General features: G+C 33.5%; 19 protein-coding genes and 1 pseudogene. 14 read left to right on the forward strand and 6 right to left on the reverse strand.

All coding sequences use genetic code 11. The features are described 5' to 3' along the window. Positions 1-30: 30 nt before the first annotated feature. A complete protein-coding gene (locus tag ACUN0F_RS11740; RefSeq protein WP_001093232.1) occupies positions 31-342 on the reverse strand; it encodes a hypothetical protein in 312 nt (103 codons plus the stop codon). A gap of 254 nt (positions 343-596) precedes the next feature. On the opposite strand from ACUN0F_RS11740, the gene ACUN0F_RS11745 reads away from it, so the two are divergent. After that, positions 597-812, forward strand: coding sequence for a DUF3912 family protein (locus ACUN0F_RS11745; RefSeq protein WP_001008334.1), 216 nt, complete (start codon positions 597-599; stop codon positions 810-812). 87 nt (positions 813-899) lie between these two features. Beyond that, a complete protein-coding gene (locus ACUN0F_RS11750; RefSeq protein ID WP_046957547.1) occupies positions 900-1,307 on the forward strand; it encodes a hypothetical protein in 408 nt (135 codons plus the stop codon). A 231-nt stretch (positions 1,308-1,538) separates the two neighbouring features. Here the strand turns inward: ACUN0F_RS11750 and ACUN0F_RS11755 are convergent, their stop codons facing one another. The 3 genes from ACUN0F_RS11755 to ACUN0F_RS11765 form a co-directional block, all read right to left on the reverse strand. Next, positions 1,539-2,933 carry an L-cystine transporter gene (locus ACUN0F_RS11755; protein WP_046956341.1) on the reverse strand — a complete coding sequence of 465 codons (1,395 nt, stop codon included), beginning with the start codon at positions 2,931-2,933 and terminating at the stop codon, positions 1,539-1,541. Between the two features lie 106 nt (positions 2,934-3,039). Beyond that, positions 3,040-3,282: a DUF2626 domain-containing protein gene (locus ACUN0F_RS11760; RefSeq protein WP_445539519.1), complete on the reverse strand. Its 243-nt coding sequence runs from the start codon at positions 3,280-3,282 to the stop codon at positions 3,040-3,042. Positions 3,283-3,406: 124 nt separating this feature from the next. Then, positions 3,407-4,102, reverse strand: a complete 696-nt coding sequence (locus tag ACUN0F_RS11765) for a helix-turn-helix transcriptional regulator (RefSeq protein ID WP_000434130.1) — start codon at positions 4,100-4,102, stop codon at positions 3,407-3,409. Positions 4,103-4,307: 205 nt separating this feature from the next. Here ACUN0F_RS11765 and comGA point away from each other — a divergent pair, with 205 nt between their 5' ends. The 10 genes from comGA (at position 4,308) to ACUN0F_RS11815 (ending at position 9,920) form a co-directional block, all read left to right on the forward strand. After that, positions 4,308-5,351: a competence protein ComGA gene (gene comGA / locus ACUN0F_RS11770; RefSeq protein WP_445539520.1), complete on the forward strand. Its 1,044-nt coding sequence runs from the start codon at positions 4,308-4,310 to the stop codon at positions 5,349-5,351. Beyond that, positions 5,344-6,375 carry a competence type IV pilus assembly protein ComGB gene (gene comGB / locus ACUN0F_RS11775; RefSeq protein ID WP_264460808.1) on the forward strand — a complete coding sequence of 344 codons (1,032 nt, stop codon included), beginning with the start codon at positions 5,344-5,346 and terminating at the stop codon, positions 6,373-6,375. The genes comGA and comGB overlap by 8 nt, the downstream gene beginning before the upstream one ends. Before the next feature lie 11 nt (positions 6,376-6,386). Then, on the forward strand, positions 6,387-6,686 hold the full coding sequence (gene comGC, locus ACUN0F_RS11780; RefSeq protein WP_001178693.1) for a competence type IV pilus major pilin ComGC: 300 nt from the start codon (positions 6,387-6,389) through the stop codon (positions 6,684-6,686). After that, entirely contained in the window at positions 6,683-7,138 is a 456-nt protein-coding gene (gene comGD / locus ACUN0F_RS11785) for a comG operon protein ComGD (RefSeq protein WP_445539521.1), read from the forward strand. The genes comGC and comGD overlap by 4 nt, the downstream gene beginning before the upstream one ends. After that, entirely contained in the window at positions 7,131-7,433 is a 303-nt protein-coding gene (locus ACUN0F_RS11790; RefSeq protein WP_445539522.1) for a competence protein ComG, read from the forward strand. The genes comGD and ACUN0F_RS11790 overlap by 8 nt, the downstream gene beginning before the upstream one ends. Further along, positions 7,403-7,873: a competence type IV pilus minor pilin ComGF gene (gene comGF, locus ACUN0F_RS11795; RefSeq protein ID WP_000923111.1), complete on the forward strand. Its 471-nt coding sequence runs from the start codon at positions 7,403-7,405 to the stop codon at positions 7,871-7,873. Before ACUN0F_RS11790 ends, comGF begins: the two co-directional genes overlap by 31 nt. Continuing rightward, positions 7,870-8,241 (forward strand): competence type IV pilus minor pilin ComGG, encoded by a 372-nt coding sequence (gene comGG / locus ACUN0F_RS11800; protein ID WP_046956345.1) that lies wholly within the window; start codon positions 7,870-7,872, stop codon positions 8,239-8,241. Before comGF ends, comGG begins: the two co-directional genes overlap by 4 nt. 174 nt (positions 8,242-8,415) lie before the next feature. Then, a complete protein-coding gene (locus ACUN0F_RS11805) occupies positions 8,416-9,066 on the forward strand; it encodes a 2OG-Fe(II) oxygenase (protein WP_445539523.1) in 651 nt (216 codons plus the stop codon). Between the two features lie 117 nt (positions 9,067-9,183). Then, a complete protein-coding gene (locus ACUN0F_RS11810; RefSeq protein ID WP_000836638.1) occupies positions 9,184-9,681 on the forward strand; it encodes a shikimate kinase in 498 nt (165 codons plus the stop codon). Between the two features lie 38 nt (positions 9,682-9,719). Continuing rightward, a complete protein-coding gene (locus ACUN0F_RS11815) occupies positions 9,720-9,920 on the forward strand; it encodes a YqzE family protein (RefSeq protein ID WP_000106081.1) in 201 nt (66 codons plus the stop codon). Between the two features lie 66 nt (positions 9,921-9,986). Here ACUN0F_RS11815 and ACUN0F_RS11820 read toward each other — a convergent pair whose 3' ends face one another. Both ACUN0F_RS11820 and ACUN0F_RS11825 read right to left on the reverse strand, forming a co-directional pair. Further along, positions 9,987-10,619: a VC0807 family protein gene (locus tag ACUN0F_RS11820; RefSeq protein WP_001075114.1), complete on the reverse strand. Its 633-nt coding sequence runs from the start codon at positions 10,617-10,619 to the stop codon at positions 9,987-9,989. A gap of 140 nt (positions 10,620-10,759) precedes the next feature. Next, positions 10,760-10,877 (reverse strand): annotated as a pseudogene (locus tag ACUN0F_RS11825) (GTP pyrophosphokinase). A gap of 73 nt (positions 10,878-10,950) precedes the next feature. Between ACUN0F_RS11825 and ACUN0F_RS11830 the strand changes: the two are divergent. Together ACUN0F_RS11830 and ACUN0F_RS11835 are read left to right on the forward strand one after the other, a co-directional pair. Next, positions 10,951-11,178, forward strand: coding sequence for a hypothetical protein (locus ACUN0F_RS11830; protein ID WP_000032702.1), 228 nt, complete (start codon positions 10,951-10,953; stop codon positions 11,176-11,178). Positions 11,179-11,274: 96 nt separating this feature from the next. After that, positions 11,275-11,406: a hypothetical protein gene (locus ACUN0F_RS11835; protein ID WP_033662760.1), complete on the forward strand. Its 132-nt coding sequence runs from the start codon at positions 11,275-11,277 to the stop codon at positions 11,404-11,406. The last annotated feature ends 19 nt before the right edge of the window (positions 11,407-11,425 follow it).

Here is an 11,425-nt window from a genome sequence, read left to right on the forward strand (position 1 = left end):
TAGGGGTCACTTCAATATCACGTTCTTTTTTTACATTATAATAATTTTGTCATCTAGTTTTGTTTGCCCGCTAAGAAGTGCGTTTAAATATTCCACTTTCCTTATACAGGCCTGTATATGTCTTTCAACCTCTTGTAACTCTGCTTGGTGATGTGTTTCAATCGGATGAATTTGTACGTTGAATTTTTCAAATTGACTACTATATGTTATTTCTGCATAGCCGCTCATAATATCCATTTCGTTATGAAATAAAAATTGTTTCGTTTTGTCACAGAATGATACATTCTGAAAGCCATATACTTTTAATGCGTCAATTACTTTTTTAATCATTTTTGTATTCATTTTTTTTAACCCTCTTTGCGAAGTTCTACTTATATATTATAACATAAAAAATTACATAGAAAGCGCTTCCAAGTGTATTTTATTATAAACTTTACGTTTCAATCACAAAAATGAAACAAAGAAAAAATAATTGTAAAGAAGGGAGGACTCTTTTATTGTTTCGTCATATATATAGAGAAATAGTGCAAGGAAAGGAAAATTTCCGAATTTGAGTTCGTATTTCAAATTTAAGCGCAATAAAAGAGGTGAGAGACTTGAACTTTGATATTGTAGGACAAAAAGCATATATAAAAGATGGACCGCATCGGAACCGAATTGGAATTGTAAAGAACAGCGAGACAAAATTAGAATCGCAGTTTGCTATTGTAATTGGAGAACAAATCATTGATGTAGAGCTAAAGGATATCGTGTTAGTTGGAGTAGACGTAGGACAATTTCATAAATGGTGCGAACAAAATGGTTATTTGTGAAAAGGACGGGCTGTGAGATAATGAAATATATTTGAGAAAAGAGAATATATTATTGTATTCTCTTTTTCTATGTGTAAGGAGACGGAAATGAAGTATAAAGAACGAGATTTTACATTGGAGTTAAAAGAGAAGGTTCAATGCATGGAGAAGGAAATAGAGAGAATATCATTTAAACTTTTTAAAGATTATTCACATTTGTACATAGAAAAAAACATGGAATTATTTATAGAACTCATCAGAGATAAAGAAAATCCTTTTGAAACAGGATATTATTCATCGATTTCGATAGCTGTATTAGATGAAGAAGGAAAGATGATTGAATTTTATACAGTTCCTATCTGGGAATGTTGTAATTATTTTTTAGGAGTACCGCTTCAAATAAGGTTTTGGGGAAGTAAGTTAAGTGGTGAACTTGTTGATGAAACTTATTGTGAGATAGAGGAGGAGTTAAAGGAGCGGTTGGAAGAGTTTTTACAGTTTGCAGATGAGGAATAATAGTTAGTCTTTAGTTTATAATTAATAGTTATTAAAAAAATGAAAAAAAGTATAATTTCGTTACATCTATACATAATGATATATAAGTGGTGTTTTACCATGGCTGAAGTAATTGGTAGAGCTTTATACATAGTGTTTGAAACAATATGTTATGCCTTATGTATAAAAGACAAAGAGGAAGATGAAAAAAACTAAAAAAGGACGCTAACATTTTTGTTAGCGTCCTTTTCATTATGAAGCAATTTCACCAGTTTTTGTATCATCTTGATTGTACGTATCTTGATCTAATTCACCAAGCCATTTACTAGAAATAAGACCTGCTGTCATAGAACCACTTACGTTAAGAGCTGTACGACCCATATCGATTAATGGTTCAACTGAGATAACAAGAGCGACAATACCGATTGGTAAGTTCATTGTAGATAGTACGATTAACGCTGCGAATGTTGCACCGCCACCAACACCGGCAACACCGAATGAGCTAATAGCAACGACAGCGATTAAAGTTAAAATAAATTGTGGTTGTAATGGATCGATTCCTACAGTTGGAGCGACCATCATTGCAAGCATTGCTGGATAAATACCTGCGCAACCGTTTTGTCCGATGGATACTCCGAATGATGCTGCAAAGTTTGCAATCCCTTCGGAAATACCAAGCTTTTCTTTTTGCGCTTCAATATTTAATGGCATTGCACCAGCACTAGAGCGAGATGTGAATGCAAATGTTAATACAGGGAACACCTTTTTTAAATATTGAATTGGATTTAAACCAGATAGAGCAATTAATAATAAGTGGATAACGAACATTACGATAAGTGCTACGTAAGACGCTAACACGAAGTTACCAAGTTTTAAAATAGCATTTATATCGCTACCAGCAACTGTTTTTGCCATAAGAGCTAATACGCCGTATGGAGTAAGACGTAAAATTAATGTTACCATACGCATTACAATTGCATATACAGCATCAAGCATTTTCTTAAACAGCTCTGCTTGTTCTGGATATTTTCGTTTTACACCTATAAAGGCGATACCGATAAAGGCTGCAAATATTACAACAGAAATTGTTGATGTTGGACGAGCTCCTGTTAAATCAAGAAACGGATTTGTAGGTAACAGCTCTAATAATTTATCTGGAATTGTTGTTTTTTCAATAGAAGTAAATCTTTCTTCAACTAGCTTCAGACGAGCAGATTCTGCATCACCTTGTTGCAAGCCTGTTGCTGATACATCAAATCCTGCACTTGCAGCAATACCGACAGCTGCAGCGATTCCTGTAGTAAGAATTAAAATTCCGATAATAAGACCACTAATTTTACCAAGGTTTTTCGTTAACTGTAATTTTGTAAATGCGGAAATAATAGATACTAAAATAAGTGGCATAACGATCATTTGAAGTAATTTCACATAACCGCTACCGATTAAGCCAAACCAAGTATTTGATTCAATAATTACTTTAGAAGTTGGCTCATAAATAAATTGTAATATAAGACCGAATATAATTCCGACTCCTAAAGCAGTAAATACACGTTTATTAAAAGATACATGCTTACGTTGCATATAATATAATACGCCAACTAAGATGATCATGACTGCAACGTTAATTCCGACAAGCAGTGTATTCATGTTGATTCCCCCTAATTCCAATCTGTTATATAGAATATAAGGCAATAAAACCTATAAGTCAACTAGGGAATTGCAGAATTAAAAAAAAGATGGCAAAATGCCATCTTTAATGTCCAGCTCCAGGGACAAGTAAAAACGTCGTGTAGTATGTAAATCCTATGAAGAAAATAGTTAAATATGCCCCGAATACGTATATATACATACGCTCTGTTAAATTTAAATAGCTTAAAAGTACGAAGAAACCTGTTTGTCCTAAAAATAGTAGTGCAGCCTGTTGCATATCCCCTACGTAAAACATAACCGAGAAAATTCCAGTCCAAAAGCCGAGAACGCGAAACATGCGCTCCATGCCATCTCCCTCCTTTTCTAAAAAAGTAAACCTCTCCTCATTATAGTTTATTTTTCTTACTATTGTAAATATTCGTTCATATAAAAAGAAGCCAATTATAATTGGCTTCTTTTTATATGAGAAATTAAATTGTTAGTTTATAATTACAAGATTTACATCCATCTAGTAGACTATCGTTTCGAGTTAATTCCATGTTAGGGAATAGGATTTCAAAAATCCCTTTCATCATATCTCCGTGCATATTACAAATTTCAGTTGGGTGATGAACAGCAACCTCTTTAAATGGACAATTGTGTACATCGTAGAAAATTTTCGTTCCATCTGCACTTAATTCAAATGCAGGTGATAAACCAGCTGTTGAGAAAGCTTCTTTTGCAATTTGGACTTTTTGCTCTACTGTTAAAGCATCTTCATTCACATGTAAACGCTGCATATGTTGTTGCATTAACTCGGCCCCAAATTGTTTTCCTGTTTCGTATAGCGCTTTTTCACCAGCGGCGCCAAGGCTAAGTAAAGAATTAAATGCTATTCTTGCTAACAATTGATAATCGCGGAATGGAAATTGTAATTGAATCACATCTTCAGATAATACATATAATCTGCTTGGTCTTCCGCCTTTTCCAGTTTTTTTCGTTTCCGATTTCAGCATATGAACATCTTCTAATTTAGATAAATGTAAACGTGCTACGTTTGGATGAATCTCAAACTCATCTGCAATTTCTTGTACAGTTACGTAACTATGTTTTTGAGAAATATATTTATAAATGTAATAACGAGTTGGGTCAGATAATACGCCTGTAATTTTTAAAGCTTGTTCCATGAGGATCTCCACCTTTATCACTTTATCCAAGATAATAACATTATAATACAGATAAACTTCCATATAGGTAATTTCAGACAATAATTCGGAAATTGTTCATAATTTCACAAACATATTTTCCCTTTTTTCTCTAGTGAAAATACAAAAATGCCGATTTTTCTTATCTGTTTTTTCATGCTATATACATAGTGGGGAGGGAAAAATGATGAATGGAATTGAAAGTTTTGCGAATACGATTTTGAAAGAGGCGTGCAGGGTACAAGCATCGGATTTACATATTGTGCCCCGGAAGAAGGATGTAGTGGTTCAACTGCGTATAGGGAAAGATTTAATGACGAAACATTGCATTGAAAAGGATTTTGGAGAAAAACTTGTTTCACACTTTAAATTTTTAGCATCCATGGATATAGGAGAAAGGCGGAAGCCACAAAATGGTTCACTGTATTTACAAATGGATGGACAAGAAGTGTATTTACGCCTTTCCACGCTTCCAACCGTATACCAAGAAAGTCTCGTTATTCGTCTCCATTTACAAGCATCTATTCAGCCGTTATCTCATCTTTCGTTATTTCCAAGTACAGCAAAAAAATTACTCTCTTTTTTAAGTTATTCACATGGGTTACTCGTATTTACTGGACCGACTGGTTCTGGGAAGACAACAACAATGTATGCATTATTAGAGGTAATTAGAAAAAAGAAAACGCGCCGCATCGTTACACTGGAAGACCCAGTTGAAAAAAGAAATGACGATTTATTACAAATTCAAATAAATGAAAAAGCAGGTATCACATATGAGGCGGGACTAAAGGCTATTTTACGTCATGATCCAGATATTATTTTAGTCGGTGAAATCCGTGATGAAGAAACAGCAAAAATCGCTATAAGAGCAAGTTTGACTGGACATTTAGTAATGACGACACTGCATACTAGTGATGCGAAAGGGGCGATACTCCGATTTATGGATTTCGGTATAACGAGGCAAGAGATTGAACAATCTTTATTGGCTATAGCTGCACAGCGACTTGTCGAATTAAAGTGTCCGTTTTGTAAAAGAAAGTGTTCAACTTTATGTAAATCAATGAGGCAAGTAAGGCAAGCGAGTATTTATGAGTTGTTATATGGATATGAGTTAAAACAAGCGATTAAAGAAGCAAACGGGGAATGTGTCTCATACAAGCATGAAACATTAGAATCTTCGATACGAAAAGGATACGCTTTAGGATTTTTAGAAGAGGATGTTTATGTTTAAGAAAATATGGAGTTTAAGTGATCAAGTAGTATTACTGAAACGATTAGGAGAGCTATTAGAAAAAGGATACTCCCTTTTGCAGGCATTAGAATTTTTACGGTTTCAATTACCTTTAGAAAAGAAAGTACAATTACAGCACATGGTTGATGGATTAAAAGATGGAAAAAGTCTACACGATTCTTTTCATCAATTAAAGTTTCATCAGGAGATGTTAAGTTATTTATTTTATGCCGAGCAACATGGTGATATTTCTTTTGCATTGCAACAAGGGAGTGCACTTCTATATAAAAAGGATAAGTATAGGAAAGATATGATGAAAATAATGCAGTATCCTATGTTTTTGGCGTTTTTTTTAATGATCATGATTTTGATTTTTAACCGCATTTTATTACCACAGGTTGATATGGTATATAGTTCGTTTGGTTCTACAGCACCATTATTTACAAAACAAATATTAAGTACAATTAAGCTACTACCCTACCTTATTTTTAGCACTCTTTTTATCGTTATGATTGGCTGTAGTGCATATATATTTTACTTTCAGAAACTCCCGCATATGAAGCAGGTGAAAATTAAGCTTCGTATCCCCCTCGTAAAAACATTTCTTATTTTAAAGCATTCACATTATTTCGCCGCTCAATTGAGCGGTTTATTACAAGGCGGACTATCAGTACTTGAGGCCCTAACAATAATGATGGAGCAACATTATCATCCGTTTTTTCAATATGAAGCGGGCCGAATTGAACGTCAATTAATTGCGGGAGAACCGTTGCAATCTATTATTGCTAAAAGCGGATATTATGAGAAAGAACTTTCTTATATTATTACGCATGGACAAGCAAACGGTAATTTGGCGATTGAATTAGGTGACTATAGCGATCATATTATGGGAAAGATGGAGCAAAAAGTTAAACGTATGTTAGTGATCATTCAACCAATTTTATTTACGTGTATTGGAGGAATAGTCGTTCTTATGTATTTAGCAATGATTATGCCAATGTTTCAAATGATGAATTCTATTTAGGAGGTATGTACATGCAGAATGAAGAAGGGTTTACCCTTTTAGAAATGTTATTAGTTATGGTCGTCATAACTGTATTATTACTATTAATTATTCCGAATGTAGTTACACAGCGTTCATCCGTCGAAGGAAAAGGATGTAAAGCCTATGTGAAATCTATAGAAGCTCAAATACAAGCATACCATTTACAACATAATAAAATTCCCTCGTTAAAAGAGCTAAGGGATGAAAAATATATTACAGCTGATGAATGTCCGAATGGTGAATCCATTCATATTTCAAATGATGGCACAGTAACAACTGGGAAACTGTGAAGCAAAAAGGTTTTACTCTTTTAGAAATGCTACTCGTTCTATTTGCAATTTCTGTACTAAGTATGGTCACGTATTTTAACGTACATTCATTACATGAAAAACAAAAAGTGGAACAATTTTTAAGACAGTTTTCAAATGATATTTTGTATATGCAACAATTAGCGATAAACCGTCAAAAACACTATACATTACGATGGTATAAAGATAGACATACGTATTATATAGGGGAGCTAAGTACGAATCTTACTATCATTAAAAGAGAATATGATAGCGATATACAAATTGATTTGAATACTTTTCCAAATCCGATGACATATAATCTGAGTGGAAATATTAATAGAGGTGGCACTATTTTACTTTCGTATCGAAGTTATAAATATGAGATTGTATTTCAGCTTGGGAGAGGGAGATTTACGTATCGTGAAATGTCAAAAAGGGTCAGTGATGGCTGAGATGCTTGTAGCATTAAGTATAGTAATGATGGCAGTATCTTTACTACTTCCGCAAACAGTATTGGTTATGCAAGAACGAAAAAACATACAAATTCGTTATAAAGCATTTGTATTATTAAAAAGGGAAGCAGCTTTATATACGTATGAGAATGGGATGAAACGACCGCAAGAAAAAGTCATAAACGGAAATGTATATTACACATATTGGGGAGGAAATGAAGTTTGTGCTATGTGGAAAGATGTGAAAGGAAGAATGATGGAACAATGCTTTTATGCAGGAGAAGAAATAAATTAGAAGTTGGGTTTACATTAATAGAAATGATCGTATGTTTTTTTCTGTTATCACTGTTCTTTTTACTCTTACCACGTTTGAATTTTATTGGAATAGAGAACAACCAATCAAAAGGATTAAATAATTGGGAATGGGATGTGTTTATAGGACAAGTACAGTTAGAGTTTCGTGAAGTATCTTTTGTAGAAAAAATAGTCCCTGAAAATAAAGATAATCTTTTGCGCTTCCGTCTTCGCACTGGAGATGAAGTGACGTATGAAAAATTGAATAATCGTCTTATAAGAAAAGTGAATATGCGCGGAAGAGAAGTTATATTACAAAATGTTGAAATGGTTTCGTATGAAGTAACACCTCATTTGCTCTTTATAAATGTGAAAGATATGAGTGGGAAAGTATATGAAGGTGTAGCTGTCAGGTATAGCGAAATGGAAATAAATATATGAGAAAACAAGATGGATTTACGATGCCAGGAACAATCATTTTTCTTGTATTATTAACTTCGTTCTTTGTATACGAAACGAATATGTTGCTTATAGATAAAAAATTTTATATTGAAATAGAGCAAAAGTTTGTACTGGAGGAACTACTAAATCGATCTATTACAAATATAAAAAAAGACTTACAGCAAAAAGAAAAGGAAGATACTTTTTTCTTTCAATATGAAAAGGGCGAAGCAAGTGGGAATTACGTCTTTGAAAACGATGTTATACTCGTTTCGTTGCAGTGCAAAATAAAACAAGAAGTTTTCTACAAGGTTAGTTTTCGGTATAGAAAAAAGGATGAGAAAATATTCGATTGGATAGAAGGATAGCATGTAAAATATACGGATAAAAACCATAATTTCTCATTTTGTAATAGGTTGTTTTTAAAAGGAAATGGATAAATAAAACAATTGAAAGTTTAAATTTTCTCAAAAAAGAGAAAGGTAGAAAGAATATGATATATTCAAGCTATCCAAACATATTTTTTTAGGGAGAATAGGGAAATGACAAATAACAATCAAATAGGTGAAAATAAGGAACAAACTATTTTTGATCATAAAGGAAATGCAATTATGACGGAAGATAGGGAAATACACATTATTTCAAAATTCGAAGAACCTCTTATTGTCGTGTTAGGAAATGTATTAAGTGATGAAGAATGCGACGAATTGATTGAATTGTCTAAAAGTAAGTTAGCGCGTTCAAAAGTTGGTTCATCACGTGATGTAAATGATATTCGAACGAGTAGTGGTACATTTTTGGACGATAATGAATTTACTGCGAAGATTGAAAAACGAATTTCATCTATCATGAATGTTCCCGCGTCGCATGGAGAAGGATTACACATTTTAAATTATGAAGTGGATCAACAATATAAAGCGCACTATGATTATTTTGCGGAACATAGTAGATCAGCTGCTAATAATCGTATTAGTACGCTTGTCATGTACTTAAATGATGTAGAAGAGGGCGGAGAAACGTTCTTCCCTAAATTAAATCTTTCTGTGCACCCTAGAAAGGGAATGGCAGTATACTTTGAGTATTTTTATCAAGACCAATCACTAAATGAGCTTACGTTACACGGAGGGGCACCTGTAACGAAAGGTGAGAAATGGATTGCAACGCAGTGGGTGAGAAGAGGTACTTATAAGTAAAAGTGGTATATTACGTTTTGTTCTCCATTGGATAAGGAGAACGAAACGTTTTTTTATTAAATAATGAAATCTTTCGTTATAATAACAAATAATAACGGATGATTGAGAGGAACGAAAATGAAATCTATATACATAACCGGTTATATGGGAGCTGGGAAAACAACAATTGGAAAAGCGTTAAGTAAAGAACTTCATATGGATGTTGTCGATACAGACCAAAAAATTGAAGAGAAGCAAGAGAAGAAGATTCGTGATATTTTTGCCGAAGAAGGTGAAATGGCTTTTCGGGAATATGAAAGTGAAATGTTACGTTCACTACCGAGTTGTAATGTAATTATTACAACTGGTGGCGGAATCATTGAGCGAGAAGAAAACCGAAAGTGGATGAAGGAAAATGGAACTGTCGTGTATTTATATTGTGATCCACATGTAATTGCAGAAAGGCTTCGTGAAGATACGACACGTCCACTATTTCAGAAGAAAGATATAGAGGCATTTGTGATGAAATTTGAATCGCGCCGAGCTCATTATGAAGAGGCTCATATTCATATTGATACGACGAATAAAACGGTAAAACAAATCATGAATGAATTAAAAGAAAAGATTAATGAATAAAAAAATGGACATACTAATCAAGTAGAGGTGATGATAATATGTCTACTAATGATTATGTTCGCTTTGTGACACAGCAGTTTGTGTCGTATATGGATGCTCCAAAAGAAGATCGTAAACAAAAGAAAGAACAACGCCGTGCTGAAAAAGAGCCATTTATGAATAAGTGGTTTGGTGTTATGCCGCTTAGTGCTGCTTTGTTTTATCGAAACGTAAAAAATAAAAGAAAAAAATCAAGTTAACGATTTCGTAATCCGTGCAGTAAATGAAAATCCCCTAGTAGTATGATGCTACTAGGGGATTTTCATTTACTGCACGGATTCCTTTTCTTCTGTAACGGCATGTATTTTATTGTTTACCCAAACAAATCCAATTCCGATGCAAATAGAAATGCCCCACCCAACAGCGGTCATAATTGCTCTCATTTCACCATAGCCCTCTACACCGAAAACAGAGATGAAATAAATTTTTAAGAAGCTTTTTAATATGAATTGTAGGCCGAAAAATAGCGTTAAGTATTGTAGTGCTGGATAGATACGACTATCACGATACAGTTCACGACTTTTATCACGGTCATGGCCTTGCAATGCGGCAATATCTGCTGCGAAATATAACATAAGTGGTTTTTTTATAAAAATTGTACATATGACGATAATACCGAGTACGATGTGATAATACGCATCATTCCACAACATCCGTTCAGCTGATCCAGATAATAGGTCTACCGTTGTATTAGAAATGAGTGTAATTAAAATAAAGAATCCTGTCACGTTAAACTGTTTTTCTTTTTTAAAGGTATACAGTGTATAAATAATCCCCGGAACAGAGGAAAGTAACATCGCGTAATAAGGATCGATATAAGGTTTTGCAAATTTCCAAATGAGGAATGGGATTACAAGATAAAAGACAAGATCTAATATAGCTTTTTTATTTTGATTCATATAAATCCTCCTTAAGTCATACATATATTTTATAATATAATTTCTGAAAATTGTATAAGGTTTAATGGGAAAAGAAAAAATATATTAATTTTTGAGGGATTAGTAGATTGAAAAAATTGCCCCTAGCGTAGTAAGTTTTTTTAGTATATAATAAAGGGAACGCTTTCATTTTTTGGTTTGTTCACAAAATGGACGGAAAATCACATATTTACTATCGATATGTTGCTTTATAATGAAACTAATTAAATATACATGCATACAATATTGTGAAATAAATAACATAAATAATCTATATAAATGTAAACGTTATCAAAATAGAGAGGTGGAGACAATGAGTAAATTTTTCTTCAATCATAATCCAGCAACAGTAGAGGATGGAAGGCTTGTTAAGTATGCTGAAATTATTTATGGAGAAGGTGGCCGTTCTGTATTAGAAAATTTAATGGTGAAGGCATCTATCAGATTGCGTGATCGTTATCCGAATAAATCTGACGAGCAGATCTCGAACCTCGTAAATAAAGGCATCCATGATATGTTTCAAAAATATGTGAGTGAGTAAGAGTAGCCAATGGCTGCTCTTATTTTTTTGTATAAGGATTGTATCTCTAGCTGAAAATAAGGGGGTATTTTGAAAGATATAAAAAGGGGTGAAAAGATGAGCAATGGAATTGGCCGTTCAAAAGAAAATCTTCCAACTGATGCAAATCATGTGAGTGCAAAGGATCGTGCGTCTCAAAAACGTATGGCAAAGAAAAAACAACAAGAGCGTAATGAAGATAGAGAGTAACTCAAAATAAAGCTCCTTC

This window comes from Bacillus sp. 1A, from assembly GCF_052682215.1.